Source organism: Vibrio sp. A1-b2 (assembly GCF_021726015.1).
Classification (GTDB): Bacteria; Pseudomonadota; Gammaproteobacteria; order Enterobacterales; family Vibrionaceae; genus Vibrio; species Vibrio diazotrophicus.
Genome location: NZ_JAKKCI010000015.1, coordinates 13,488 through 39,783 on the forward strand (window position 1 = coordinate 13,488; position 26,296 = coordinate 39,783).

Genomic DNA, 26,296 nt, shown 5'->3' on the forward strand with positions numbered 1-26,296 from the left:
CCGGCGTCACTATGCTGAATTTACGCCCCATTTTGTTTGTCGTTGGGTTAGTTCTCTCAAAACTAGCCCTGTTTATGTATGTGCCAACCATAGTCGCATTCATAACGGGTACAGGCGGATTCCTCGATTTCGCACAAGCCGTCATCATCACACACATTGTGGCTTTCATTTGTTTGACCATAGGCCGGACATCCGATTTTCGTCTCAGTGTGCGAGACATGTTCCTTATCACCAGTTTAGTGTGGACGGTTGCCAGTGCGTTCGCCGCACTGCCTTTTGTCTTCATCAACCACATCAGCTTTACCGATGCCTACTTTGAAACCATGTCTGGCTTAACGACGACAGGTTCAACGGTGTTGAGTGGGCTTGATGATATGGCGCTAAGCATTCTGTTATGGCGTTCTATTTTGCAATGGCTCGGTGGTGTAGGCTTTATCGTAATGGCCGTAGCTGTACTACCAATGCTCAACGTAGGTGGTATGAAGCTGTTCCAAACGGAATCTTCAGATTGGTCTGATAAAAGCAGCCCGCGAGCCAAAACGGTCGCGAAGAACATAGTGGCGGTCTACTTAGTGCTGACCCTGCTGTGTATTATGGGCTACATGCTGACTGGAATGGGCTTATTTGATGCCATTAACCATGCGTTCACCACGCTGTCTACTGGTGGTTACTCAACTTCTGACAGCTCAATGAATCACTTCTCTAATGGTGCTCATTGGATTGCTACTCTGTTTATGTTCCTTGGTGGATTGCCATTCCTGCTGTTTGTGGCTACGTTGAGAAAACGTAGCCCTATGGTGCTATTAAAGGATGCACAGGTACAAGGGTTCTTCCTGCTGTTCATTGTTGCAAGCCTAGTGGTTGCAGCATGGCTCAACCTTAACAATGGCTACTCAGTACTGGACGCTCTGCGCATATCCATGTTCAACATTGTTTCCGTGGTCACCACCACAGGTTACGGGCTTGATGACTTTACGGCTTGGGGAGCACTTCCAACCACGCTATTTGGTTTTATTATGATGGTGGGAGCCTGTTCCGGTTCGACGGCGGGTGGTATTAAAATCTTCCGTTTCCAAATCTGCTTTGCCTTACTAAAAAACCAGATGATGAGGCTGATTCACCCAAATGGCGTTTTCGTTCAGCGTTATAATCAACGCCCTGTGAATGAAGATATTGTCCGCTCAGTGGTTGCTTTCGGTCTTACCTTCGCCATCACCATTATTTTAATTGCGGGTTGTTTATCCGCGATGGGACTGGATCCTGTGACCAGTATTTCAGGGTCGATCACCGCAGTAGCAAACGTTGGACCGGGAATGGGCACTGTTATTGGCCCAACAGGTAACTTTGCCCCACTGCCGGATGCAGCAAAGTGGGTGTTAAGTTTTGGCATGCTGATGGGGCGTTTAGAGATTTTGACGATACTGGTGTTATTCTTCCCAGCGTTCTGGAGACGCTAATCATGAAATGTATCCCTACTTCAGTGGCAATCACTTTAATTGCCATCACTTCTAATGCAGCGGCTAGCCAAGTCATCGAACTACAGGATGGACGTAAAGTTCAGCTCAATGATGATTTTACTTGGCAATATATTCAGCCTGAAAACACTCATCAAGCAACAGCCCTTGCTGTAGCTACGCCCATTATCTCTTCACAACGCGGGACAACTCTCGTACTTGAAAGCGGCAAACCAAGTCTGCAACTGTCTGACTCAGGTGTGGATATTGTTATTGGTGCCGCAAGTTACCAAAATGGTAAGGTCGTTTTACCAACCGCTATCACCAACCAAAGTTCGCTATCGGTGATCAATGTTCAACTCAAGATAGAGCTTTTGGACAACCAGGGGAAAAAGCTCACAGAGCAAGAAACGGTGGTTTGGCAATCAATAAAACGGCTGGCGGAAACCTATCTGCGACCAAAGACAGCCGCAGAAGGCAAAGTGATAGAAATTGAAGTGCCGAGAGCGGAGAGCTATCAGCTTATTGCGACGGTTTCAAACCTAGAAACCCGCTAAATCGGATTCACGTACAGGTAAATCGCCAAGAAGTGGCAAGCGCAACCCGCAAGAACAAATCCGTGCCAAATCGCATGGTTATATGGGATGCGCTTCGCTACGTAGAAAATCACACCCAGTGAATAAACCACGCCACCCGCCGCCAGTAGTGTTAATCCGCCCACATCCAGATTCAAAGCGAGTTGGTAAATCACCACCAGAGATAGCCAACCCATTGCGAGATAGGAGAACAGTGAAAAACGCTTAAATCGATACACAAAAGCGATTTTCATGACGATACCCAACAGAGCAATCGACCAGATTACTATCATCAAACCAAAAGCAAGCGGAGTGCGTAAGCCAACGAGCAGGAAAGGGGTATAGCTACCCGCGATCAATAAGTAAATGGCACAGTGGTCGAAGATTTTTAACCAATGTTTCGCTCTTTGATGGGGAACGGCGTGGTAAAGCGTCGAAGCAAGAAACAGTGCGATCATACTGCCACCATATACGCTCATGCTGGCAATAGTCAGGGCATCTGCACTATGGTTTACCGCTTTTACCAGCAATAAAACCAAGCCAACAATACCCAATATCAAGCCAATACCATGACTGATCGCATTGGCTATTTCTTCTTTCACACTGTATTCACTCACTGACATACCACACCCACATAGAACAGGACAGTAGGCAGATTATGACACATTCAGCTTACAACTGTAAGCTAGAAGTGTTAATTTTTAGTTAAGCTACTATGAGTGAGAATCCAGATATTCAAGCACTCTTGTCCCAGCAGCTTGTGGTGATTCACCGCTAGTAATCGTCATTTGACGTTTTAGTTCTCCTAAACCCAAAAGACTCGCTAACATACCTGTCGCACCACTTTGGTAGCGATCAATTTCAAACCACATTTGCAAAGAATCCTTGTCGCGATAAGCCACAATTTCCAACTCACGCCAGCGACCATGAAAAGGCCCAGTGGTCGGAACAAACTCGAACTCTTGCACAAATGGCAGTGCAAAGCCTTTTGCAGCTTCACACTCAACTTGGCGTAAGCGCAACCCGTGCTCTTCCAGCTCAGAAAAAATACCATCCATCAAAGGATCTGGCCGAACGGTCAAAATATCTTTATCGGTCGGATCAAGCGCCATCGCAATATCGAGACCAGTCTCCAACCAAACTTTGGCATCGCCAATAGTCACCGGAGTGTTCCAAGGCACATCCATCTCAACATCAAAATCGCGCGTCTCGCCAGGCTGAATAGTAAAAGAATACGGTAGCGACCAATCCGCTAGAACGTAAGTGCGATGTTCTTTACGCTTACGTGAACCTTGCTGTTTGGAACTGTCTTCGAATACTTCTTCTACATAGCGGCAGCAAAGTTTTAATTCAATATTATCAATATCCTGCGCACTCGAACCGCCATAAACATGGACGGTAAATTTCACCGATTGGCCAGGATAAAGTACTTCTTGTTGAAGAACGGAGTCCACCTTTGCGGAACCTATTCCAAAACTTGCGAGGGTTTTCTTGAGAAACGACATACACACCTCCTTCTATCGCTATTCATAGTAAAACGTATGAATAAAAAAACTCAATTGCAGTTCTCACACAATCAATTCATTTTTTTTTAACATATTGACTGGTTAACTATCGACCAATTGAAAACTTGGTGCTAATCTAACTTCGATATTATTTATATCGTTATTCCTAGACAATTTAAGTGGATTGGCGATTGCCAGAAGGAGCCATCCTTCAAACACCTCGGTGCCAGAAGAGCAGCTCATAGTTGCCTAGGTCCATTACATCGGCAATGGATATGCCTGACTGTTAGGTAAATGAATGCGCCCAACAACTGTCAGGTTTTCGCACACAAACCGTAGTGCAATGCGTCGTCGTAGTGGCTTCGTTGCTGCGCCGGTTGCGAAAAAGCTCGCACCTGCAAAAACTCTTGTTGAAACCAATGCACTTACTGCATCGCCAGAGACAAAAGTCGAACAGGCTGCTTAATAAAGAAAAGCGCAGATTGCTTATAAATAGCAATATGCGCTTTTTTCTTTTCTACTTTTTCCTACATTTGATACCTTTAGCTTAAAACCATTAAAAGAATGTGGAGAAAGCTATGAAGTGTCACCGTATTGAAGAATTGCTGGAGTTACTTGAGCCTGAATGGCAAAAAGATTCTGAATGCAACTTACTACAATTCATCATGAAATTAGCAGGCGAAGCGGGTTACAAAGGTCAGTTGGAAGAACTCACTGACGATGTTCTCATTTATCACCTTAAAATGCGTAACAGCGCTAAAGATGAAGTCATTCCCGGATTGAAAAAAGATTACGAAGATGATTTTAAAACCGCACTGCTTCGTGCTCGTGGTGTCATCAAAGATTAAGAAACTCATCGAACGGAGCGACTTTCATGTCGCTCTTTTTTGTTATCACCGTTTTTTTAGCAACGAGTTTGTGTTGATAACTGAGCAGAAATACACATTTTGTTGTTAAAGATTGATTGCCTTAAAGAAATAAAAATGTTGATGGCGTTATAATCGCCCACTTATTAAAACAATACTCATCCTTCTCACTGAGTGCGGAAGGGGAAAGCAATGTCAGAGAGTGCCGTCATTTTGAAACGGCACCAAAAAGCCCAAAGGAATATTCCATGAGTCAGGACAAAATAGACATTAAAGATGTGACTCCCAAAGTCTTTAATCCCAAAACCCACAAAGGTCAGGAAGGAGACAGATTCAACCCGAGCAAAGGGATATACGTTCGAGAAAGTAAAGGCACTTACCAGAAACTGCGTCGCTATGGTGGCTGGTTCTTATTATTACTTTTTGGATTGGTACCTTGGATCTCTTACGGCGATCGCCAAGCTATCCTATTGGATATGGGTAACCAACAGTTCAACTTTTTCGGCACCACACTTTATCCGCAAGATTTAACCTTGCTTGCACTCCTGTTTATGATTGCCGCATTCGGACTGTTCTTCCTGACCACATTCTTAGGACGAGTATGGTGTGGCTACCTCTGCCCACAAACCGTATGGACCTTTATGTACATATGGTTTGAAGAAAAGCTCGAAGGCAGCGCCAATAAACGTCGTAAGCAAGATGAAGGCAAAATGACGGCTAAACTTGCGATGCGTAAAACGCTCAAGCATATTGCTTGGTTTGCGATTGCGTTAATCACCGGTTTCACTTTTGTTGGCTATTTCGTGCCTATTCGCGACCTAGTTATCGACTTTTTCACTATAAATGCAACTTTCTGGCCGGTGTTCTGGGTTCTGTTCTTTGCCATCTGTACTTATGGTAATGCGGGTTGGATGCGTTCAATCATGTGCATTCACATGTGTCCTTACGCTCGTTTCCAATCTGCCATGTTTGATAAAGACACCTTCATTGTTGGCTACAACACCGATCGCGGTGAACAACGTGGACCTCGTTCACGCAAAGCCGATCCTAAAGCACTAGGTTTGGGTGACTGTATTGACTGCGACTTGTGTGTTCAGGTGTGCCCTACTGGTATCGATATTCGTGACGGCTTGCAGTATGAGTGTATCAACTGTGGTGCCTGTATCGATGCTTGTGATACTACGATGGAACGTATGGGCTATGAGAAAGGTTTGATTAGCTACACCACTGAGCATCGTCTATCCGGTAAACACACCAAAGTTATGCGTCCAAAGCTGATTGGCTATGGAGCAGTGTTACTGGTTATGTGCGGGCTGTTTGTCGCTCAAATTGCCGCGGTCGACCCTGCTGGTCTAAGCGTGATTCGCGATCGTAACCAGTTATTTAGAACCAACAGCGCAGGTGAAGTAGAAAATACCTACACGCTAAAAGTCATCAACAAAACACAACAGACCCAAGATTATCAACTTGATGTCTCAGGGCTCACTGATGTGACTTGGTATGGTAAACAAACAGTACAGGTGAAACCGGGCGAAGTGGTCAACCTACCAATGAGTTTAGGAGTCAAACCGGATAGCTTAAGTTCTCCTGTTGCGACAATTCAGTTTATACTCAGCGACGATACCAACCAATTCACGATAGAAGTTGAAAGCCGCTTTATTAAGAAGCTATAGACTTCATCATTATCAAAGGAAAAGGGCTCAGTAATGAGCCCTTTTTAATCAATGACTCAAGCAACGTTTCACTTTGACGCATTAACTCCCGATCTCATGTGGTACGCACTAGAGAGCATCGGTATTCGTGCAGAATCCGGCTTTCTTGCTCTTAATAGCTATGAAAACCGTGTGTATCAGTTTGTGGATGAAGACAAACGACGCTTCGTCGTAAAGTTCTATCGACCAGAACGCTGGACAGCCGACCAAATTCGCGAAGAACATGAATTTGCACTCGAATTGGCAGAAGCGGAGATCCCTCTAGTCCCACCACTGGTCATCAACGGCGCTAGCCTTCATCACTATCAAGGCTATGACTTTGCACTGTTCAATAGTGTCGGTGGTCGTCAATTTGAAGTCGATAACGAAGAGCAATTGGAGTGGGTGGGTCGCTTTTTAGGCCGAATTCATAAAATCGGTTCTGAGAAAACTTTCCAACATAGACCAACTTTGAGCTTGGAAGAATACCTATATCAGCCTCGAGAGCTGCTACAAAACTCTCAGTGCATTCCAATGCATTTAGAGAATGTATTCTTTAATGACCTAGACTATCTGATCAAGAAAATCGAGCAGCAATGGTCAAGTAAACATGCAAACATTCGCCTCCATGGCGACTGCCATCCCGGTAATATTTTATGGCGTGACGGCCCTATGTTCGTCGATCTCGATGACGCTCGTAATGGCCCTGCCGTGCAAGATCTGTGGATGCTACTCAACGGTGAAAGACAAGATAAGCTCGTTCAACTGGATATTTTGCTTGAAGGCTACCAAGAGTTTTGCGATTTTAACGTCTCGGAATTGAAACTAATTGAGCCACTTCGTGGTCTACGAATGGTGCACTACATGGCTTGGTTGGCAAAACGTTGGGATGACCCAGCATTCCCAATCGCCTTTCCTTGGTTTAACGATCCTAAATATTGGGAAAGCCAAGTGCTGTCATTCAAAGAACAAATCTCAGCATTAGACGAGCCTGCGCTCTCACTGATGCCACAATGGTAATTTATTGCCTTTAAAAGGAAAAATGGAGTCCGTAATGAAAAAATTGTTTGCACTGGTTGCAACCCTGATGTTCAGCCTTTCGGCTTACGCAACAGACTTTCAGGAAGGAGTGCACTACAAAGAGCTCGACCTAACCCCTTCTTCAAAACCTAACGTAGTAGAGTATTTCTCTTTTTACTGCCCGCACTGTAATTCGTTTGAGCCGATCATTGCCCAACTAAAAGACAAACTGCCAGAAGGCGTGAAACTGCAAAAGAATCACGTATCTTTCATGGGCGGTAACATGGGTAAATCAATGAGCAAAGCTTACGCAACTATGATTGCACTAGGCGTTGAAGATAAAATGATACCTGTCATGTTCAATCGTATTCACAACTTGCGTAAGCCACCAAAAGACGATCAAGAGCTTCGTCAGATCTTTACTGATGAAGGTATTGATGGCGGCAAGTTCGACGCTGCATTTAACGGCTTTGCGGTAGATTCTATGGTTCGTCGTTTTGACAAACAGTTCCAAGAAAGTGGCCTAAGCGGTGTACCTTCCGTAATAGTGAACAACCACTACTTGGTTCAGGCTCAAGGCATCAAAACATTGGATGAATACTTCGAGTTGGTGAACTTCTTAGTCAATAAGAAATAAACACAAGAAAGGGAGCTCAAGCTTCCTTTTGTTTTTGATTAAGATTTATAAATCTCTTCCAACATCTTATCTTTGTCTTGCCACACATCCCCCAGCCACTGCTGAAACTGACGTTTATATGGCTTGTCATTGAAATAATCGCCAGAGACATTCTCATCAACAGGCAATACTCGAACACGCACGACAACTCTTTTCATACGCCCCATCAACATGTCTCGGAATGGTTTTTCTAAATTGTCTGGATACGCCAGAGTGACATCTATAATGTTTTCAAACTGCTCACCCATCGCCGCTAAGGTATAAGCCATACCACCGGATTTCGGCGGCAGAAGGTGCTGATAAGAAGAACGTACCGCTTGCTGCTTGTGGGTATCAAAACGAGTACCTTCAACATAGTTAACCACTGTGGTCGGATGGAACTTAAACTTCTCGCATGAGCGGCGAGTCGTTTGCAAATCCTGACCACGTTTTTCCGGATGACGAAGCAAATATTCACGGGAATAACGACGCATAAAAGGCATATCAAGCGCCCAACAACCCATTCCAACAAAAGGCACATACAGGAGCTGATGCTTTAAGAAAAACTTCGGCATAGGTATACGATCCTTAAATACCGAGCACAGCACAACAATATCCGTCCAGCTCAAATGATTGCTGATAAGCAAGTACCAGCCATCTTTCTTTAAGTCTTCACCCCCTTCAATATCCCACTGCACAGGATTTGAAACAGCAAGCAATCTAGTATTCACCGTCGCCCACATCCACATCGCTTTATCTGCCATCTGAGTGGCTCGCGCTTTCAGTTTTGGAGTTGGCAACAGCACTTTAATGACAGCAATTGCACAGATGATCAGAGAGCTTATCGCCGTATTAACGATAACCAGTAATGCATTAATAATGAGCAGAAAATAAGACAACGCAGAGCCTTCAATTCAATGAACAAAAAATAAGCGCCCAATTATACAAGTTTGTTCTTTTTTTAAAATATCGTTCAGCAATGGTCAGAGTACTCATAGCCAGTGCTTATCAGTAAACGTCAACTAAGCATCCGTTTCTATTAACCAATCGACTGTGAAGTAAGTTGTTTGAGTAGCCTATCCATCGCTCGGTAACCCAATGCTTCCGCTAGGTGAGAACGATTTATCTGTATCTCGCCCTGTAAATCAGCAATCGTACGCGCGACTTTGATGATGCGATGATACGCCCGAACGGATAACCCCAAACGGTGCAGAGCATTTTCTAGAAATTCCGCATCCGGCTTAGTTAAAGGGCAAACTTGCTCTATCTCTCGGCTCTGCAGCAAGGCATTCACTTTTCCGCTTCGCTCTAACATTTTTTCCCGCGCTTGCAGCACTCGCTCTTTGACAAGCGCCGTAGGCTCTCCTCTGTCACCACCATTAGACAGTGTGCCTTTCGGTAAAGAGGGGATCTCTATCGACATATCAAACCTGTCGAGCAATGGGCCTGACAGGCGACTCAAATAACGCAAAATCACCTGAGGATTGACTCGAGCTTGTTCCCCCTCGTGATACCCAGTCGGACTTGGGTTTAATGCACCCACCAGCTGAAAACGAGCGGGGAAACGCGTCTTACCTTGCACGCGAGAAATAATGATTTCGCCAGATTCCAAAGGTTCACGTAGTGAGTCTAAGACTTTTCGTTCGAACTCGGGCATCTCGTCGAGAAACAGCAATCCATTGTGAGCGAGAGAAATTTCTCCCGGACGAGGAATAGAACCTCCGCCCACTAACGCCGCCATCGAGCTGGAGTGATGAGGCGAACGAAACGGCCTTTGCTTCCAGTTGTGAATATTAATCTCTTGCTGAGTGAGAGAAGCGACAGAGGCGGTTTCCATCGCCTCAACGTCGCTCATTGGCGGCAATAAATCACATAAGCGCGAAGCCAGCATGGTTTTGCCTGTTCCGGGTGGCCCCAAAAACAGCAGATTATGGTTACCCGCCGCTGCAATTTCTAAAGCTCGCTTGCCCTGTTGTTGACCGATAATATCTTGCAAGTCTCTTTGAGTGCGTACGCTTGGTGCGATATTTGAACTCTCAAACAAGCTCAGTGTTTTCTGTCCACAAAGGTCTGCACACACTTCCAGTAAAGTTTGCGCCGATTTATGTAGCTTTCTGTCTACGAGAGCAGCCTGATCGCCATTCCAATGCGGAACAACCAAACAACGACTCTTTTTAGACGCCGCTAACGCCGCTGGTAGCACACCTTTCACACGACGAAGTTCACCAGACAGCGCAAGTTCACCGATAAATTCGTGTTTATTCAAACTGGTTTGAGAAATTTGGTTCGATGCAGCCAAGATGCCTAATGCAATAGGCAAATCAAATCTGCCACCCTCCTTGGGAAGATCAGCCGGAGCTAAGTTGACCGTGATTTTTTTGGCAGGAAACACAAACTGAGAATTGATAATGGCACTGCGTACTCTGTCTCTTGATTCCTTTACGGTGGTTTCAGGTAACCCCACCAGAGTGAACCCCGGCATGCCGTTACTAATATGAACTTCCACTGTCACTGAAGGTGCTTCCACACCCACACTTGCCCGGCTATGAATAATCGCGAGTCCCATTTTTTCCCTTATTCTTTGATTAACAATCACTCAGCAGCCAATCGAGTCTCCAATCGGCTAGTGGCAATTGTTATATATCGTGGCAGTTCAAAACGAGAATGTGAAAAAAGAATGAGTTTTTGCTTGTCATGTAACGGAGATGTGTGTTACCACTAGAGACGCAAACAATTGCGCATACTATTAAAACGATTTTTTAGAGCAAATAATGAATTTAAACGCCCGCTTTAACTCTCTGATTACCCTGATTATCGTGGTCATTATTAAGACCGCGCGGGGACTTGCAGGCGTAAAATAATTGCCAAGATTCAAAAAGCCCCCGCACTGAAAAGTCCGGGGGCTTTTTTACAGCCTTTGTGCTGAAACAAAAACAATAAGACTATACCCAAACTACTTGAAGTTGCAGGTAGGCGGCAAGTGAGTGAATCCCCATGAGCATAGATAACTATGTGATTGGGGTGAACGAACGAAGACAACACCGCTGCAGATTCAAGTAGGAAGGGGATAAATAAAAAGCACATACTGATTAATACCTAGTCGGATATGTCAGGAAGAATGGGAGCGCACATGACGTGCAAACACAACACAACAAACAATCACAGCGATTCAAATCGCAATAACGGAGGCATACGATGACGGGAGCGCAACTAGTCGTAGCCGCTTTAAAACAGCAGGGTATCAAGACCGTTTTTGGTTATCCGGGTGGCGCAATCATGCCCATCTATGATGCTTTGTATGATGGCGGAGTAGAACACATACTGTGTCGCCACGAACAAGGTGCTGCAATGGCTGCCATCGGTATGGCCAGAGCAACTCAAGACGTAGCAGTATGTATGGCAACATCAGGCCCTGGAGCCACTAACCTTGTAACCGGCCTTGCCGATGCCTTTCTAGATTCCGTTCCACTCGTTGCTATCACAGGTCAGGTCGCCAGCTCTCACATTGGTACTGACGCTTTCCAAGAGATGGATGTGATAGGTATGTCTCTCTCTTGTACCAAGCACAGCTACCTCGTTACCGATATTAATGAGCTTGCTCCAACACTTGCAGAAGCATTTGAAGTTGCTAAAACTGGCCGTCCAGGTCCGGTTATCGTTGATATCGCTAAAGATGTGCAACTTGGTCAAGCACCTGTGACTTCGCTACCGAGTTTTACCCCACCAGCGATTCCTCAAGTTGACCCTCAGCAGTTAGTCAAAGCTCAACAGCTGATGACAGAAAGCAAACGTCCTGTTTTGTATGTCGGCGGTGGGGTTCAACTGGCTCATGCTACCGACTGCGTGCGCAACTTCTTACGTTTGAACCCAATGCCTTCAGTGAGCACACTGAAAGGTTTGGGAACCATCGAGCGCCACGACCCACATTACCTTGGTATGTTGGGTATGCACGGTACCAAAGCCGCTAACCTAGTCGTTCAGGAAAGCGATTTGTTGATCGTTGTCGGTGCTCGTTTTGATGACCGTGTGACCGGCAAGCTGGATACTTTTGCGCCGCACGCGAAAGTCATTCACATTGATATTGATGCAGCGGAATTCAACAAACTGCGTAAAGCAAATGCTGCGCTGCGTGGTGACATCAACAGTATCTTGCCTCAGCTAGAACTGAGCCACGACATTGCTCCTTGGGTTCACCACAGTGAAAGCTTACGTAGTGGCTTTAAATGGCGCTATGACCATCCGGGTGATCTTATTTATGCCCCACTGCTATTGAAGCAACTGTCTGACATGATGCCGGATAGCTCAATTGTTTCTACCGACGTAGGCCAACACCAGATGTGGGCTGCACAGCATATCCAACCTCGTATGCCACAAAACTTCATCTCGTCAGCGGGTCTAGGCACGATGGGCTTTGGTTTACCTGCGGCGATGGGTGCAGCTGTCGCTCGTCCAGAAGACCAATCGATTCTGGTTTCTGGAGACGGTTCGTTCATGATGAACGTCCAAGAACTTGGCACTCTGAAACGCCGTAAAATTCCGGTGAAGATGGTTCTGTTGAACAACCAACGCTTGGGTATGGTTCGTCAGTGGCAATCACTATTCTTCGATGGTCGCCACAGTGAAACTATCCTAGATGACAACCCAGATTTCGTCATGCTGGCAAAAGCCTTCGATATTCCGGGCAAAACCATCACTAAGAAAGAAGAAGTTGAACCCGCATTAAAAGAAATGCTTGAAAGCAAAACCGCTTATCTGCTTCATGTCTTAATTGATGAAGAAGAAAACGTATGGCCGCTGGTACCACCGGGCGCATCCAACAATGACATGCTAGAGAACACTTAAGAGAGGCTCACCATGCAAAGATATCTGTTAGACATCAAAGCAGACGATAAACCAGTACTACTTGAGCGTGTTCTGCGTGTTATTCGCCACCGCGGTTTTATCATTAGACAAGTAGCGGCAACTCAAAACCATGAAAGCAAGGTTGCAAGTGTAGAGATTATTGTCGACAGCGACAGACCAATCACAACTTTGACCAACCAGATTGAAAAATTATGGGATGTTCGCACTGTTGATGTGACCAACATCAGAAACGACGAGCTGCCAAATAACAATTTACAACAACAAATTTGCGCTTAAAGCATTAGTTCTTAAAGCCACTAATTTATAAAGAAATAAGGTAAGGAAACACAACATGCCTAAATACCGTTCGGCCACCACAACACATGGACGCAATATGGCTGGAGCACGCGCACTATGGCGTGCCACTGGCGTCAAAGAAGAAGATTTCGGTAAACCGATTATCGCAGTCGTGAACTCGTTCACTCAGTTCGTTCCGGGTCACGTTCACCTTAAAGATTTAGGTCAGCTAGTTGCTGCTGAAATTGAAGCGGCAGGCGGCATCGCCAAAGAATTCAATACCATCGCGGTTGACGATGGTATCGCAATGGGTCACGGCGGCATGCTTTACTCACTGCCTTCTCGTGAGCTGATTGCAGACTCAGTAGAGTACATGGTGAATGCACACTGTGCAGACGCTATGGTGTGTATATCCAACTGTGACAAAATCACTCCGGGGATGCTAATGGCGTCAATGCGCCTGAACATTCCAGTGATCTTTGTTTCTGGTGGTCCAATGGAAGCGGGTAAAACCAAGCTTTCTGACCAGATCATCAAGCTAGACCTTGTTGATGCCATGATGCAAGGTGCTGACCCTAAAGTCTCTGACGCGCAAAGTGAGCAAATAGAACGTTCTGCATGTCCAACATGTGGTTCTTGTTCAGGTATGTTCACCGCAAACTCAATGAACTGTCTGACAGAAGCTCTCGGTCTTTCTCAACCGGGTAACGGTTCTATGCTGGCAACACATGCTGACCGTAAAGAGCTGTTCCTCAATGCAGGCCGTCGTATCGTTGAACTGACAAAGCGTTACTACGAGCAAGATGATGTAACCGCTCTGCCACGCAATATCGCGAACAAAGATGCGTTCGAAAACGCAATGGCGTTAGATATCGCAATGGGAGGTTCAACTAACACGGTTCTTCACTTGCTTGCTGCGGCTCAAGAAGGCGAAGTGGATTTCGATATGACCGATATCGACCGCATGTCTCGCTTAATTCCGCATCTGTGTAAAGTGGCGCCATCAACTCAGAAATACCACATGGAAGACGTTCACCGCGCTGGTGGCGTAATGGGTATTTTGGGCGAACTAAACCGTGCAGGCTTGCTACATAGTAAAACCAACACGGTGCTAGGTTTAACGATGGAAGAGCAGCTTAGCCAATACGATGTGATGCAAACCAATTCGGACGCGGTAAAAGACTTTTTCCGCGCAGGCCCTGCGGGTATCCGTACCACTAAAGCCTTCTCGCAAGACTGCCGTTGGGACACGCTGGACGTTGACCGTAAAGAAGGTTGTATCCGTGAGAAACAATACGCTTTCAGCCAAGACGGTGGCCTAGCTGTACTTAGCGGTAACATCGCGTTGGACGGCTGTATCGTTAAAACTGCAGGTGTGGATGAAAGTATCCTCAAGTTCGAAGGCCCAGCAGTGGTATTTGAAAGCCAAGAAGATGCGGTTGAAGGCATTCTTGGTGGCAAAGTGAAATCTGGCGATGTGGTCGTTATCCGTTACGAAGGCCCTAAAGGTGGTCCGGGCATGCAAGAGATGCTGTACCCAACCACTTACCTAAAATCTATGGGTCTAGGTAAAGAGTGTGCGCTATTAACCGATGGCCGCTTCTCTGGCGGTACTTCTGGTCTATCGATTGGTCACGTTTCTCCTGAAGCAGCGAATGGTGGCACGATTGGTCTAGTGAAAGCGGGCGACACTATCTCTATCGATATTCCAAACCGTACTATTTCTCTACAAGTATCAGAGCAGGAGCTTGCTGAGCGCCGCGCTGAACAAGATAAACTCGGTTGGAAGCCGGTTGATCGTCAACGTGAAGTTTCTTTTGCACTAAAAGCTTATGCCAGCATGGCAACCAGTGCTGACAAAGGTGCGGTGCGAGATAAATCTAAGCTAGAGGGCTAGCTTTATGACCTTAACCCAACAAACTGGCGCAGATTATCTGCGCCAAGTCCTCCGCGCTCCTGTCTATGAGGTGGCAAATGTCACGCCACTTCAAGATATGCCTCGTCTGTCTGCTCGTATCGGTAACCAAGTGCAGATCAAGCGAGAAGACCGCCAGCCAGTGCACTCGTTTAAATTACGTGGTGCTTACAACATGGTGGCGAACCTGACCGAAGAGCAGAAAGCAGCCGGTGTTATTGCAGCCTCTGCGGGCAACCATGCTCAAGGTATGGCGTTGTCAGGGACCAAGCTAGGTATTAAAACCACCATAGTTATGCCTCGCACCACACCGGATATCAAAGTTGAAGCAGTTCGCGGTTTTGGCGGCAACGTCATTCTTCACGGCAGCAATTTTGACGAAGCGAAAGCAGAAGCTGAGCGTCTGTCGGTAGAAAACGGTTATACCTTTGTGCCACCTTTTGACCACCCACTGGTCATCGCAGGTCAAGGCACTATCGGTATGGAGATGCTGCAACAAAACGGCCATCTCGATTACATTTTTGTCCCAGTTGGCGGCGGCGGTTTAGCGGCGGGTGTCGCGGTACTGGTTAAACAGTTGATGCCGGAAATCAAAGTCATTGCGGTAGAACCTGAAGATTCAGCCTGTTTAAAAGCAGCGCTGGATGCTGGTGAACCTGTGGTGCTTGACCAAGTCAGCATGTTTGCCGACGGCGTGGCAGTAAAACGCATCGGTGATGAAACCTTCCGCTTATGTCAGCAATATCTGGACGGTCATATCACGGTATCGAGTGATGAAATCTGCGCTGCAGTAAAAGACATCTTTGAAGATACTCGCGCGATTGCCGAGCCTTCAGGAGCTTTAGCTCTGGCGGGATTGAAAAAATTCGCTGAGAAAAACCAACTGAAAGATAAAAAGCTGGCAACCGTGCTATCGGGTGCGAACACCAACTTCCACGGTCTGCGTTATGTTTCTGAGCGCTGTGAATTGGGTGAAAAACGCGAAGGCTTACTTGCGGTCACCATTCCAGAGCAGAAAGGTGCGTTCTTTAAGTTCTGCCAAATCATTGGCAACCGTGCAGTGACAGAGTTCAACTACCGTTATAGCGATGACGAACTAGCAAACATCTTTGTCGGTGTTCGTCTGGTAGGTGGTCAGGAAGAGCTGCAATCCATCATCAAAGAATTGCATAACTCTGGTTATCCAGTTCAGGATCTCTCTGACGATGAAATGGCGAAACTGCACACCCGCTATATGATTGGTGGTAAGCCATCTAAGCCATTGAAAGAGCGTTTATACAGCTTCGAATTCCCAGAATATCCGGGCGCACTGCTTAAGTTCTTAAGCACCCTCGGTACTCACTGGAACATCAGTCTGTTCAACTACCGTAACCACGGTGCTGACTATGGTCGCGTACTTTGTGGCTTTGAACTTGAACAATCTGATTTAGAACGTTTCTCTGCTCATCTTGTTGAGCTGGGCTATCGCTGTAAAGATGAAACCGACAACCCGTCTTACCGTTTCTTCTTAGCTAAATAGCAACTTCAGTACGAAAGCCATCGAAAGTCGATGGCTTTTCTTTTTCTGCTTGTTTTGGCTTTGGCGCAAAAGAAAAGCTCCCACCGATGGCAGGAGCTTTAATGACACTTAGATTTCTAAGTCTTACTTGTTCAGATCAAAACGGTCTGCATTCATCACTTTAGTCCAAGCGGCGATGAAGTCTTTTACGAACTTCTCTTGGTTGTCATCTTGAGCATACACTTCCGCGTATGAGCGCAAGACAGAGTTTGAACCAAACACTAGGTCAGCACGAGTTGCCGTGAACTTAGCTTCGCCAGTCTTACGGTCACAGATGTCGTAAGAGTTACGACCCGTTGGTTTCCAAGTAAATGCCATGTCGGTTAGGTTAACGAAGAAATCGTTAGTCAAAGTACCAACGCGGTCAGTAAACACACCGTGTTTGCTGTCACCATGGTTAGTACCTAGAACACGCATACCACCGATAAGCACTGTCATCTCTGGCGCTGTCAAACCAAGCAGTTGAGCACGGTCTAGCAACATCTCTTCAGGAGTCACTGTGTAATGTTTCTTCTGCCAGTTACGGAAACCGTCTGCGACAGGCTCAAGTACATCAAATGATTCGGCATCGGTTTGTTCTGCTGTCGCATCACCACGACCCGCTGCAAATGGTACTTTAAAGTCGTAACCGGCTGCTTTAACCGCTTTCTCGATACCAACGTTACCTGCAAGAACAATCGTATCTGCAATGCTGATACCAAACTCTTGTGCAATCTTAGTTAATTCAGCAAGCACTCGAGCTAGACGCTCAGGTTCGTTACCTTCCCATGCGTTTTGTGGAGCAAGGCGAATACGAGCGCCGTTTGCACCACCGCGTAAGTCTGAATTACGGAAGGTACGCGCACTATCCCATGCCGTTGAAACCAATTCAGATACAGTTAAACCCGTCGCTGCGATTTTGGCTTTAACCGCTTCAACATCGTAACCAGTAACGCCTGCTGGGATAGGGTCTTGCCAAATCAAATCTTCTGCAGGTACATCTGGACCAACATAGTTTGTTTTCGGACCTAAATCGCGGTGCGTCAGTTTGAACCAAGCACGCGCAAACACTTCGTTAAAGTACGCTGGATCTTGGTGGAAGCGCTCAGAAATCTTACGGTATTCTGGGTCAACTTTAAGTGCCATGTCGGCATCCGTCATCATTGGGTTGTAACGGATTGATGGGTCTTCAACGTCTACTGGTTTGTCTTGTTCAGCGATGTCTACTGGCTCATATTGCCATGCACCTGCTGGGCTCTTAGTCAATTTCCACTCGTGTTCTAGAAGCATCTTGAAGAAGCCGTTGTCCCACTGTGTTGGATGAGTTGTCCATGCGCCTTCGATACCACTTGTCACTGTGTCGCGACCGATACCGCGAGATTTATGGTTGTTCCAGCCCAGACCTTGCTCTTCAACGTCAGCGCCTTCTGGATCTGGACCTAGGTTTTCAGCTTTGCCGTTACCGTGAGCTTTACCCACAGTATGACCCCCAGCCGTTAGCGCTACGGTTTCTTCATCGTTCATTGCCATGCGAGCGAACGTCACACGCATGTCAGCCGCAGTTTTTAGTGGGTCAGGTTTTCCGTCCACACCTTCTGGGTTTACGTAAATTAAGCCCATCATTACGGCTGCTAGAGGGTTTTCTAGGTCACGTTCACCGGAGTAACGGCTACCTTCGCCACCACTCTTCGCTAACCACTCTTTTTCAGAACCCCAGTAAATGTCTTTTTCTGGATGCCAGATATCTTCACGGCCGAACGCAAAACCAAAGGTTTTCAGACCCATTGATTCATAAGCAATATTACCTGCAAGAATCATCAAGTCAGCCCAGCTGATTTTGTTGCCGTATTTTTTCTTGATTGGCCATAGTAGGCGACGCGCTTTATCTAAGTTCGCGTTATCTGGCCATGAGTTGAGAGGAGCAAAGCGCTGGTTACCGGTAGAAGCACCACCGCGACCATCCGCAGTACGGTAGCTACCTGCTGAGTGCCAAGCCATACGAATCATCAAACCGCCGTAGTGACCCCAGTCTGCTGGCCACCATTCTTGGCTATCTGTCATTAATGCTGTTAGGTCTTTTTTCAAAGCTTCTACATCAAGCTTTTTAAGTTCTTCTCGGTAACTAAAGTCTTCACCAAGTGGGTTGGTTTTCTTATCGTGTTGATGAAGGATGTCCAAGTTTAGAGCATTCGGCCACCAAGCCATTACCGAAGATCCCGTTGATGTCATGCCACCATGCATCACCGGGCACTTTCCTGCAGAGTTGTGATCTTTCTTATCCATTGAGCATGCTCCTTTCAAAGCGAAGTTCTGTCTGTCGTTCTTACACCCAAAACCTATTATCTAGACGCTAATTGTTCTCTATTTCGAAATAGGTTTTATGTCTCTTTGTTATTTCAACAATGAGTATATGAGTAGCCTGAAATATGATCACATTCTTTAAACCGATTTAATCAATAAGAGAAATCTATTAAACAACTCAAAAAATAAAATCAGTCATGAACTTCAAACCAACACTTAAAAATCAAAAAGTTAAAATAACGAAGAAATTAACGCCAAACATAAAGGATAGTTGTTAATGGTATTTAAACCATTTAAAAGGAAATAAATTTAGTCAGCATAAAGTAAAAACAAAACATGCCGCTGTCTCATGGGATAAAACGCTTGGTCTATACTCTGTGTTTAAAAACATTTACATAGACTATGACTAAAATGCATAGATCTAATGCTAAAGTTTCATTTAATTCATTAGTCTTTCAGCGCTAGACTGTCCTCAATAACCCGATAACCTTTGTGGAGAAACTGTATGTTTCAGGCTTTAACTCTAAACCAAGAAGAAAAACAAACTATTGCGACTATTGAACAGCTTGATGAATCACAACTTCCGGAAGGTGATGTACTTGTTGCTGTTGATTACTCATCTCTGAACTACAAAGACGGTCTTGCCATTACAGGTAAAGGAAAAATAATCCGCAATTTCCCTATGGTTCCGGGTATTGATCTCGCGGGCAAAGTCATCAGCTCTGAAGACTCTCGCTATAAAGAAGGTGACGCTGTTGTTCTGACTGGTTGGGGTGTTGGTGAGAATCATTGGGGCGGCATGGCAGAAAAAGCTCGTCTTAAAGCAGACTGGTTAGTACCTCTTCCTCAAGGTTTTTCGGCAAAACAAGCCATGATGGTAGGTACTGCTGGCTTTACCGCAATGCTTTGTGTTCAAGCTCTCATCGACGCAGAAATCAAACCAGAACATGGCCCCATTTTGGTGACTGGTGCAAGCGGTGGTGTTGGCTCTGTTGCGGTTACCCTACTGGCACAACTAGGCTACAAAGTTGCCGCAGTTACTGGCCGAGTTGAAACTAACGGTCCGTTACTTGAAAAGTTAGGTGCTAGCCAAATTATCGACCGCAGTGAGTTTGAAGAACCTGCACGCCCACTAGAGAAGCAAGTTTGGGCTGGTGCCGTTGATACTGTGGGTAGCAAGGTATTAGCAAAAGTGTTAGCGCAAATGGATTACAACAGTGCTGTTGCTGCTTGTGGGCTTGCTGGTGGCTTTGATCTTCCAACCACTGTAATGCCCTTTATTCTGCGTAACATTCGTTTGCAAGGTGTGGATTCAGTAAGCTGCCCGTTTGAAAAACGTGTTGCTGCATGGGAAAAATTGGCTGAACTATTACCAGCAAGTTACTTCGAACAAGCGTGCACAGAGATTACGCTTGAGAAAGCAGCACAATACGCTGAAGACATTACCAATGGCCAAGTGACTGGTCGTGTTGTGATTAAGCTGTAAAAGATGGAAAGATAAGGCTCATTGAGCCTTATCTTTTTTATTCCAATCCCATATCTTCCACACGCTTAGCGATCAACTTTCCACACTCTTCTTTCACTATACTTCTAAGCCACTCCTGAGCTGGCGAATGTTCGCATCTTGGATGCCAAATCATTGAGTAGTCAAAAGGTGTGAACTGAAATGGCAAAGGTTTAACAACCAAGTCATACCGCTCAGCAACCAGATAAGCTAAATCCGCCGGCACCGTCATAATCAGAGGCATCATATCAATGATGGCTAGTGCGGCTTCTAAATGATAAGCCCGCAACACCATATGACGAGGAGGGCAACCTTCAAGAGCCTGATCGATCAGCGCCTTCACGCCATCACTGATTGCTATCATTGCATGAGGATACTGCAGATAATCTTGCAAACTCATCGTGCTGTTCGCCAACGGATGTTGTTTGGATAGCAAACATAGAACCCCTACTCTTCCTAGTATCTCGTGTCGCAAAGGTTCAATCGAACGAATAGGTCGGCAAATAGCGAGATCAGCACCATCATAAGTGAGCTGATCCATCAATCGCTCATGTTGAAGAGGCAAAAATTCAAAAGCGACATTCGGCGCTTCTTTATAAATTCGAGGCAGAGCGAATGGCAAAATGGTTTGCATTGCGTAATCAGTAGTTGCAATCGTGAAGGTGTGATCGCAGGAGGTTGGATTGAAATCCAAAGGGGAAAGTACCTGACGCAGAGATTCTAAAGGTTCACCTAGCGCTAAGTTAATCGCTAAAGCCCTTTCTGTCGGGATAAGACTTTGACCTTGACGGGTAAAAAGCGGATCAGCCAATAAACTACGCAGCCGCCCTAACACTCGGCTCATTGCTGACTGGCTTAAATTGAGGCGTTCAGCAGCTCGACTGACACTGCACTCTTCGACCAGAACTCGTAAAGCAATAAGTAAGTTTAAATCCCGACGATAAACATCTTCTAATTCCACAATAACACTCTGGTTTATAACGATACTCTGAGTGTAACCAATAAATAAAAAAAATCCCGCCTTTCAGCGGGGAAGCCCAAGAAAACTGGGGATAGTGTCGGAATATCGTAGAGCATAGTATGACAATTAATGTTTCTGTTCTTCAGATGAGCCTTGCCACAGGTGCATCTCAAGCCAGATACCACTGATTGAAGCAATCACGCCAAGTAGTGGCATGAGTGATGGTTCAGCAGGTGTCCTAATAACTAATGAGCAGAAAGAGATAAAACACAGAACCGAATAGATGGTCAGTCTATCTAACGCTGTTAACATACAACCTCCAGCTCACTTGTTACCAACTTGTTAATTAAATTAAACCAAATTGTTTCATTTGCCAAGAGTTTATTGAATAATTTTTCCCCAACAGTATTATCAACGCCCTAAATGTGACATCCGTTAGGTTTGCTATGAGTATCAATCCAGAAATCACCGATAACATCAGTGTCAATCAAGTATTGGAAGCTGAAGGATTACGCTGCCCTGAGCCTGTAATGATGGTCAGAAAGACAATTCGTACTATGCAGGATGGTGAAGTGCTGCTGGTAAAAGCGGATGACCCGTCAACCACTCGGGATATCCCAAGTTTCTGTCGCTTTATGGACCACCAGTTATTGTCATCAAAAACAGACGAGCTGCCTTACCAGTACCTGATTAAGAAAGGTTTGGAATAAAAAGCGAGAATGGAAACAAACAAAGGCTGCCACAACACATTCATCTTTATGAATGGATGTCGTGGCAGCCTTTTGCTTAATCTTGATTTTCTACAGAACGTAACTCCGCTTGCAGTTTGTTGACCTGTTTTTGTAACGCTCGAATTTCGTTATGCAGTGGAATGATGTGGGATACCCGAATCCAAGACTCGACGCTTAAAGCCGCCATAATGATTGCACCAGCAACCATTGGTAGCCACATTTCAGTTAACGACATTCCAAGCAAAGTTAAACCAAAGCCAAACGTAAACAAATAAGCCTGACTCTTAACGCTCATCCCCATGTATCGTGACAACATAAACGAGCCCTCTTTTTTAGAAAACCATCGCCTATTACATTAGCATGACAAGCATGACACAAATATGTCAGCCCGCGCATTATTGATTGTTATTCAAACAATATTTGCAACCGAAAATGACAGACTGACATGTGAGATTTATAAGAAAGCAGTGCCCGCAGCTAAGGCCAAAAACAGCAGTGCGGTGACTTTTCGAATCATAGCTAAAGGAAGTTTGTCAGCAGACAATTTGCCAATCAGAACAACCGGAACGTTGGCTAGCAGCATACCAATTGTCGTACCCAACACCACCATGGTTAACGCGTCTGCGAACTGAGCACCAAGAATAGAAGTCGCAATCTGAGTTTTGTCACCAATTTCAGCGACAAAGAACGCGATAAAACTTGCAATAAAAGGTCCGCGATTCGAGATTTCCTCGTCATCATCCAATTTATCTGGAATCAACACCCAGCCAGCCATGGCTAAGAAACTGACCACCACGACCCATTTAAGGATTTCCGGAGATAAATAATCGGCAACGACAACACCTAACCAAGCAGCTAATGCGTGGTTCACAACGGTTGCAAGGAAAATAGCAGCAATGATTGGTACCGGTTTACGGTAACGGCTGGCTAACAGAAGAGATAATAATTGGGTTTTGTCACCAATTTCGGCTAAGGCGACAGTTGTAATTGAAATAGCTAAAACGCTCACGACCTACTCATTAGGGTAGGGATTATTATATAAACCATAGACAAACCCCACGCCCTACCCAAGTTCGCGGTGTTTGTCTAAGGTCTTGCTAAACTCGAAGGGCTTCGAGTCTCGGACGCCATGGTGATTTTGCACCAATTATGTTGACGAACGAATCGGTACTGTTTGCCACAGCGCCCGATAAGCTACTCCCCAAAGACAGGCCGAATTCTATACAGCATCGTTATTAATCTCAACCCCAAATTCACCATACACTTCCATTTCAGCCTTTCTCTTATCAAAGAAGAAAGACTAATAAACGACAAAAACTCTCCTAAAAGAAAGTTTAAGCCAATAATTAAGCAATATTGGCACTACTTTGTCAGGGAATAACTGGGTATACTTGATCGTTATTTTTTATCAATTCAGACAGAAGAATCGCGCGAACCTGACTATGCAAAAATACGATATCAAAACCTTTCAGGGTATGATCCTCGCGCTGCAGGATTATTGGGCCCAACAAGGCTGTACCATTGTTCAGCCATTAGATATGGAAGTGGGCGCTGGTACGTCTCACCCAATGACGTGCTTACGAGCTCTTGGTCCAGAGCCAATCGCTACAGCGTACGTTCAACCTTCACGCCGTCCAACTGATGGTCGTTACGGTGAAAACCCTAACCGTCTTCAGCACTATTACCAGTTCCAGGTGATCATTAAACCGTCACCAGACAACATTCAAGAACTGTACTTAGGTTCTCTGAAAGTGCTAGGTGTTGACCCACAAGTACACGATATCCGTTTCGTGGAAGATAACTGGGAAAACCCAACGCTAGGTGCATGGGGTCTTGGCTGGGAAGTTTGGCTAAACGGTATGGAAGTAACTCAGTTTACTTACTTCCAACAAGTTGGTGGTCTAGAGTGTAAACCTGTTACAGGTGAAATCACTTACGGTATCGAACGTCTGGCGATGTACATTCAGGGCGTGGATTCTGTGTATGACTTGGTATGGACAGATGGCCCACTAGGCAAAGTAACCTATGGTGACATTTTCCATCAAAACGAAGTTGAGCAATCAACTTACAACTTCGAACACGCAGATGTGGATTTCCTATTCACCTTCTTCGACCAGTGCGAAAAAGAGTGTAAACACCTGCTTGAGCTTGAAAAACCTCTCCCGCTACCAGCTTACGAACGTATTTTGAAAGCTGGCCACGCGTTCAACCTACTGGATGCGCGTAAAGCAATATCAGTAACAGAGCGTCAGCGTTACATCCTACGTATTCGTAACCTAACTAAATCGGTTGCAGAAGCGTACTACGCATCTCGTGAAGCTTTGGGCTTCCCTATGTGTAAAAAGGGTGAGGACAAATAAGATGGCAAAAGAATTTCTAATTGAACTCGGTACTGAAGAGTTACCACCAAAGCAACTTCGCACGCTAGCGGAAGCATTTGCTGCAAACTTTGAAGCTGAATTAAAAGCCGCAGACCTTGCTCATGAAGGCATCAAGTGGTTTGCAACGCCACGTCGTTTGGCTCTTAAAGTCGCTAACCTTGCTGAAGGCCAAGCGGATAAAGTAGTTGAAAAACGTGGTCCTGCGATTGCGGTTGCTTTTGATGCAGATGGTAAACCAACCAAAGCTGCTGAAGGCTGGGCTCGTGGTAACGGCATCACTGTTGAACAAGCAGATCGCCTAAAGACAGACCAAGGTGAATGGCTGCTTTACAAACAAGAAGTGAAAGGCCAAGAAGCAAAAGCGGTTGTTGTTGAACTTGCAGCAAAAGCACTGGCTAACCTGCCTATCGCGAAACCAATGCGTTGGGGTGATAAAGAAACTCAATTTATCCGTCCAGTAAAAACGCTAACCATTCTGTTCGGTGATGAACTTATCGAAGGTGAAATCCTTGGTGTGAGTTCTTCTCGTACTATCCGTGGTCACCGTTTCATGGGTGAAGCAGAATTTACTATCGATTCTGCATCTCAATACCCAGCGATTCTGGAAGAGCGTGGCAAAGTCATCGCTGATTACGATGCTCGTAAAGCTACTATCATCGCTGATGCACAAAAAGCAGCACAACAAGTTGGCGGTGTTGCTGACCTAGAAGATGACCTAGTAGAAGAAGTAACTTCACTGGTTGAATGGCCTGTTGTGCTTACTGCTAAGTTTGAAGAAAAGTTCCTCAAAGTACCTTCAGAAGCTTTGGTTTACACCATGAAAGGCGACCAGAAGTACTTCCCAGTGTATGACGCAGATAAGAAACTGCTGCCTAACTTTATCTTCGTATCAAACATCGAGTCTAAAGAGCCTCGCCATGTTATCGAAGGTAACGAGAAAGTAGTTCGTCCACGTCTTGCTGATGCAGAGTTCTTCTTCAACACTGACCTGAAGAGCAAACTGGTTGATCGCCTTCCTCAGCTAGAAACGGCAATCTTCCAGCAAAAACTGGGCACCATCAAAGACAAAACAGACCGTATTACTGAACTTGCAGGCTACATTGCTGAGCAAATCGGTGCGGATGTTGAGAAATCAAAACGTGCTGGCTTGCTAGCAAAATGTGACCTAATGACATCAATGGTATTCGAGTTTACCGATACTCAAGGTGTTATGGGCATGCACTACGCACGCCACGACGGTGAAGCAGAAGAAGTTGCGGTAGCACTTAACGAGCAATACATGCCTCGTTTCGCTGGCGACAGCCTGCCAACCAACGGTGTATCAGCAGCGGTTGCTATGGCGGATAAGTTGGACACTATCGTAGGTATCTTCGGTATTGGCCAAGCACCAAAAGGCAGTGATCCATTTGCACTACGCCGCGCATCACTGGGTGTTCTGCGTATCATTGTTGAATACGGTTACAACCTAGATTTAGTAGACTTAGTCGCGAAAGCGAAATCACTGTTCGGTGATCGTTTAACCAACGAAAGCGTAGAGCAAGATGTGATTGAATTTATGCTAGGTCGTTTCCGTGCATGGTACCAAGATGAAGGTTTCAGCGTAGACATCATCCAAGCGGTACTGGCTCGTCGCCCAACTAAACCAGCAGACTTTGACCAACGTGTTAAAGCGGTTTCTCACTTCCGCGAGTTGGATGCAGCAGAATCACTTGCAGCAGCAAACAAACGCGTGGGTAACATTCTGGCGAAATTCGAAGGCGAACTGCCAGCAGAGATCGAACTGTCTCTTCTTCAGGAAGATGCAGAGAAAGCTCTGGCTGAAAACGTTGAAGTTCTCACTGAAGCGTTAGAGCCTGCATTTGCAACGGGTAACTATCAACAAGCATTGAGCCAACTTGCTGCACTACGCGAGCCAGTAGATGCGTTCTTTGATAACGTAATGGTAATGGCAGATGATGAAGCGTTGAAGAAAAACCGCTTAACTCTGCTTAACAACCTACGTAACTTGTTCCTGCAAATTGCGGATATCTCATTACTACAAAAGTAATGGAGTAACTCAGT

Annotated in this window: 24 protein-coding genes; 15 read left to right on the top strand and 9 right to left on the bottom strand. The window is 45.6% G+C overall.

Annotated features, from left to right (window positions below; genetic code table 11):
• Positions 1 to 11 precede the first annotated feature (11 nt).
• Both L3V23_RS20015 and L3V23_RS20020 read left to right on the top strand, forming a co-directional pair.
• A complete protein-coding gene (locus tag L3V23_RS20015; protein ID WP_102967077.1) occupies positions 12 to 1,457 on the top strand; it encodes a TrkH family potassium uptake protein in 1,446 nt (481 codons plus the stop codon).
• Positions 1,458 to 1,459: 2 nt separating this feature from the next.
• Positions 1,460 to 2,011, top strand: coding sequence for a DUF3157 family protein (locus tag L3V23_RS20020; RefSeq protein WP_237292819.1), 552 nt, complete (start codon positions 1,460 to 1,462; stop codon positions 2,009 to 2,011).
• Here L3V23_RS20020 and L3V23_RS20025 read toward each other — a convergent pair.
• On the bottom strand, positions 2,008 to 2,652 hold the full coding sequence (locus L3V23_RS20025) for a hemolysin III family protein (RefSeq protein WP_042489437.1): 645 nt from the start codon (positions 2,650 to 2,652) through the stop codon (positions 2,008 to 2,010). The two genes, L3V23_RS20020 and L3V23_RS20025, sit on opposite strands and share 4 nt — an antisense overlap.
• Positions 2,653 to 2,742: 90 nt before the next feature.
• The gene (locus tag L3V23_RS20030; protein WP_102967075.1) at positions 2,743 to 3,534 is read right to left on the bottom strand and encodes a sporulation protein; all 792 of its coding nucleotides are present in this window, start codon (positions 3,532 to 3,534) and stop codon (positions 2,743 to 2,745) included.
• Between the two features lie 298 nt (positions 3,535 to 3,832).
• Between L3V23_RS20030 and L3V23_RS20035 the strand changes: the two genes are divergently transcribed.
• From L3V23_RS20035 to L3V23_RS20055, 5 genes are all read left to right on the top strand, one after another.
• Entirely contained in the window at positions 3,833 to 4,000 is a 168-nt protein-coding gene (locus L3V23_RS20035) for a hypothetical protein (RefSeq protein WP_102955528.1), read from the top strand.
• A gap of 112 nt (positions 4,001 to 4,112) precedes the next feature.
• Positions 4,113 to 4,382, top strand: coding sequence for a DUF1040 family protein (locus L3V23_RS20040; RefSeq protein WP_102967074.1), 270 nt, complete (start codon positions 4,113 to 4,115; stop codon positions 4,380 to 4,382).
• 266 nt (positions 4,383 to 4,648) lie between these two features.
• Positions 4,649 to 6,073 (top strand): cytochrome c oxidase accessory protein CcoG, encoded by a 1,425-nt coding sequence (gene ccoG, locus L3V23_RS20045; RefSeq protein ID WP_042489445.1) that lies wholly within the window; start codon positions 4,649 to 4,651, stop codon positions 6,071 to 6,073.
• A 51-nt stretch (positions 6,074 to 6,124) separates the two neighbouring features.
• Positions 6,125 to 7,111, top strand: a complete 987-nt coding sequence (locus L3V23_RS20050; RefSeq protein ID WP_102964098.1) for a serine/threonine protein kinase — start codon at positions 6,125 to 6,127, stop codon at positions 7,109 to 7,111.
• A gap of 34 nt (positions 7,112 to 7,145) precedes the next feature.
• Entirely contained in the window at positions 7,146 to 7,748 is a 603-nt protein-coding gene (locus tag L3V23_RS20055) for a thiol:disulfide interchange protein DsbA/DsbL (RefSeq protein ID WP_042489451.1), read from the top strand.
• A 38-nt stretch (positions 7,749 to 7,786) separates the two neighbouring features.
• Here L3V23_RS20055 and L3V23_RS20060 read toward each other — a convergent pair whose 3' ends face one another.
• Together L3V23_RS20060 and L3V23_RS20065 are read right to left on the bottom strand one after the other, a co-directional pair.
• Positions 7,787 to 8,665 carry an acyltransferase gene (locus L3V23_RS20060; protein WP_102967073.1) on the bottom strand — a complete coding sequence of 293 codons (879 nt, stop codon included), beginning with the start codon at positions 8,663 to 8,665 and terminating at the stop codon, positions 7,787 to 7,789.
• Between the two features lie 140 nt (positions 8,666 to 8,805).
• Positions 8,806 to 10,332, bottom strand: a complete 1,527-nt coding sequence (locus L3V23_RS20065; RefSeq protein ID WP_102967072.1) for a YifB family Mg chelatase-like AAA ATPase — start codon at positions 10,330 to 10,332, stop codon at positions 8,806 to 8,808.
• Between the two features lie 629 nt (positions 10,333 to 10,961).
• Between L3V23_RS20065 and ilvG the strand changes: the two genes are divergently transcribed.
• From ilvG to ilvA, 4 genes are read left to right on the top strand one after another with little or no spacing between them, the layout of a single operon-like run.
• Positions 10,962 to 12,608, top strand: coding sequence for an acetolactate synthase 2 catalytic subunit (gene ilvG / locus L3V23_RS20070; protein ID WP_042489459.1), 1,647 nt, complete (start codon positions 10,962 to 10,964; stop codon positions 12,606 to 12,608).
• 12 nt (positions 12,609 to 12,620) lie between these two features.
• Positions 12,621 to 12,905, top strand: a complete 285-nt coding sequence (gene ilvM, locus L3V23_RS20075; protein WP_042489461.1) for an acetolactate synthase 2 small subunit — start codon at positions 12,621 to 12,623, stop codon at positions 12,903 to 12,905.
• 55 nt (positions 12,906 to 12,960) lie between these two features.
• Positions 12,961 to 14,802, top strand: a complete 1,842-nt coding sequence (ilvD, locus tag L3V23_RS20080; RefSeq protein WP_102964081.1) for a dihydroxy-acid dehydratase — start codon at positions 12,961 to 12,963, stop codon at positions 14,800 to 14,802.
• Between the two features lie 4 nt (positions 14,803 to 14,806).
• The gene (gene ilvA, locus L3V23_RS20085; RefSeq protein ID WP_102964080.1) at positions 14,807 to 16,339 is read left to right on the top strand and encodes a threonine ammonia-lyase, biosynthetic; all 1,533 of its coding nucleotides are present in this window, start codon (positions 14,807 to 14,809) and stop codon (positions 16,337 to 16,339) included.
• A gap of 123 nt (positions 16,340 to 16,462) precedes the next feature.
• Here ilvA and katG read toward each other — a convergent pair whose 3' ends face one another.
• Positions 16,463 to 18,640: a catalase/peroxidase HPI gene (katG, locus tag L3V23_RS20090; RefSeq protein ID WP_237292821.1), complete on the bottom strand. Its 2,178-nt coding sequence runs from the start codon at positions 18,638 to 18,640 to the stop codon at positions 16,463 to 16,465.
• A gap of 523 nt (positions 18,641 to 19,163) precedes the next feature.
• Here katG and L3V23_RS20095 point away from each other — a divergent pair.
• Positions 19,164 to 20,144, top strand: coding sequence for an MDR family oxidoreductase (locus L3V23_RS20095; RefSeq protein WP_237292823.1), 981 nt, complete (start codon positions 19,164 to 19,166; stop codon positions 20,142 to 20,144).
• A 37-nt stretch (positions 20,145 to 20,181) separates the two neighbouring features.
• On the opposite strand, the gene L3V23_RS20100 is transcribed toward L3V23_RS20095, so the two are convergent.
• Both L3V23_RS20100 and L3V23_RS20105 read right to left on the bottom strand, forming a co-directional pair.
• Positions 20,182 to 21,123: a LysR family transcriptional regulator gene (locus L3V23_RS20100; protein ID WP_042489476.1), complete on the bottom strand. Its 942-nt coding sequence runs from the start codon at positions 21,121 to 21,123 to the stop codon at positions 20,182 to 20,184.
• A 126-nt stretch (positions 21,124 to 21,249) separates the two neighbouring features.
• The gene (locus L3V23_RS20105) at positions 21,250 to 21,435 is read right to left on the bottom strand and encodes a hypothetical protein (RefSeq protein WP_042489480.1); all 186 of its coding nucleotides are present in this window, start codon (positions 21,433 to 21,435) and stop codon (positions 21,250 to 21,252) included.
• A gap of 134 nt (positions 21,436 to 21,569) precedes the next feature.
• Between L3V23_RS20105 and tusA the strand changes: the two genes are divergently transcribed.
• Positions 21,570 to 21,833 (top strand): sulfurtransferase TusA, encoded by a 264-nt coding sequence (gene tusA / locus L3V23_RS20110; RefSeq protein ID WP_042489484.1) that lies wholly within the window; start codon positions 21,570 to 21,572, stop codon positions 21,831 to 21,833.
• A 76-nt stretch (positions 21,834 to 21,909) separates the two neighbouring features.
• Here tusA and L3V23_RS20115 read toward each other — a convergent pair whose 3' ends face one another.
• Positions 21,910 to 22,170 carry a hypothetical protein gene (locus L3V23_RS20115; RefSeq protein ID WP_042489486.1) on the bottom strand — a complete coding sequence of 87 codons (261 nt, stop codon included), beginning with the start codon at positions 22,168 to 22,170 and terminating at the stop codon, positions 21,910 to 21,912.
• Between the two features lie 138 nt (positions 22,171 to 22,308).
• Entirely contained in the window at positions 22,309 to 22,863 is a 555-nt protein-coding gene (locus L3V23_RS20120; protein WP_042489488.1) for a TMEM165/GDT1 family protein, read from the bottom strand.
• A gap of 433 nt (positions 22,864 to 23,296) precedes the next feature.
• Between L3V23_RS20120 and glyQ the strand changes: the two genes are divergently transcribed.
• The gene (gene glyQ, locus L3V23_RS20125; RefSeq protein ID WP_042489583.1) at positions 23,297 to 24,214 is read left to right on the top strand and encodes a glycine--tRNA ligase subunit alpha; all 918 of its coding nucleotides are present in this window, start codon (positions 23,297 to 23,299) and stop codon (positions 24,212 to 24,214) included.
• A gap of 1 nt (position 24,215) precedes the next feature.
• Entirely contained in the window at positions 24,216 to 26,282 is a 2,067-nt protein-coding gene (gene glyS, locus L3V23_RS20130) for a glycine--tRNA ligase subunit beta (protein WP_237292824.1), read from the top strand.
• The last annotated feature ends 14 nt before the right edge of the window (positions 26,283 to 26,296 follow it).

Excerpts from the sequence above, each read along its gene's own strand:
- L3V23_RS20025 (WP_042489437.1), bottom strand. The coding sequence starts at position 2,652 with ATGTCAGTGAGTGAATACAGTGTGAAAGAAGAAATAGCCAATGCGATC.
- ilvD (WP_102964081.1), top strand. The coding sequence starts at position 12,961 with ATGCCTAAATACCGTTCGGCCACCACAACACATGGACGCAATATGGCT.
- katG (WP_237292821.1), bottom strand. The coding sequence starts at position 18,640 with ATGGATAAGAAAGATCACAACTCTGCAGGAAAGTGCCCGGTGATGCAT.
- ccoG (WP_042489445.1), top strand. The coding sequence starts at position 4,649 with ATGAGTCAGGACAAAATAGACATTAAAGATGTGACTCCCAAAGTCTTT.
- tusA (WP_042489484.1), top strand. The coding sequence starts at position 21,570 with ATGAGTATCAATCCAGAAATCACCGATAACATCAGTGTCAATCAAGTA.
- L3V23_RS20040 (WP_102967074.1), top strand. The coding sequence starts at position 4,113 with ATGAAGTGTCACCGTATTGAAGAATTGCTGGAGTTACTTGAGCCTGAA.
- ilvG (WP_042489459.1), top strand. The coding sequence starts at position 10,962 with ATGACGGGAGCGCAACTAGTCGTAGCCGCTTTAAAACAGCAGGGTATC.
- L3V23_RS20095 (WP_237292823.1), top strand. The coding sequence starts at position 19,164 with ATGTTTCAGGCTTTAACTCTAAACCAAGAAGAAAAACAAACTATTGCG.
- L3V23_RS20035 (WP_102955528.1), top strand. The coding sequence starts at position 3,833 with ATGCGCCCAACAACTGTCAGGTTTTCGCACACAAACCGTAGTGCAATG.
- L3V23_RS20020 (WP_237292819.1), top strand. The coding sequence starts at position 1,460 with ATGAAATGTATCCCTACTTCAGTGGCAATCACTTTAATTGCCATCACT.
- L3V23_RS20065 (WP_102967072.1), bottom strand. The coding sequence starts at position 10,332 with ATGGGACTCGCGATTATTCATAGCCGGGCAAGTGTGGGTGTGGAAGCA.
- L3V23_RS20055 (WP_042489451.1), top strand. The coding sequence starts at position 7,146 with ATGAAAAAATTGTTTGCACTGGTTGCAACCCTGATGTTCAGCCTTTCG.
- ilvA (WP_102964080.1), top strand. The coding sequence starts at position 14,807 with ATGACCTTAACCCAACAAACTGGCGCAGATTATCTGCGCCAAGTCCTC.
- L3V23_RS20050 (WP_102964098.1), top strand. The coding sequence starts at position 6,125 with ATGACTCAAGCAACGTTTCACTTTGACGCATTAACTCCCGATCTCATG.
- glyQ (WP_042489583.1), top strand. The coding sequence starts at position 23,297 with ATGCAAAAATACGATATCAAAACCTTTCAGGGTATGATCCTCGCGCTG.
- L3V23_RS20030 (WP_102967075.1), bottom strand. The coding sequence starts at position 3,534 with ATGTCGTTTCTCAAGAAAACCCTCGCAAGTTTTGGAATAGGTTCCGCA.
- L3V23_RS20115 (WP_042489486.1), bottom strand. The coding sequence starts at position 22,170 with ATGTTGTCACGATACATGGGGATGAGCGTTAAGAGTCAGGCTTATTTG.
- ilvM (WP_042489461.1), top strand. The coding sequence starts at position 12,621 with ATGCAAAGATATCTGTTAGACATCAAAGCAGACGATAAACCAGTACTA.
- L3V23_RS20015 (WP_102967077.1), top strand. The coding sequence starts at position 12 with ATGCTGAATTTACGCCCCATTTTGTTTGTCGTTGGGTTAGTTCTCTCA.
- glyS (WP_237292824.1), top strand. The coding sequence starts at position 24,216 with ATGGCAAAAGAATTTCTAATTGAACTCGGTACTGAAGAGTTACCACCA.
- L3V23_RS20105 (WP_042489480.1), bottom strand. The coding sequence starts at position 21,435 with ATGTTAACAGCGTTAGATAGACTGACCATCTATTCGGTTCTGTGTTTT.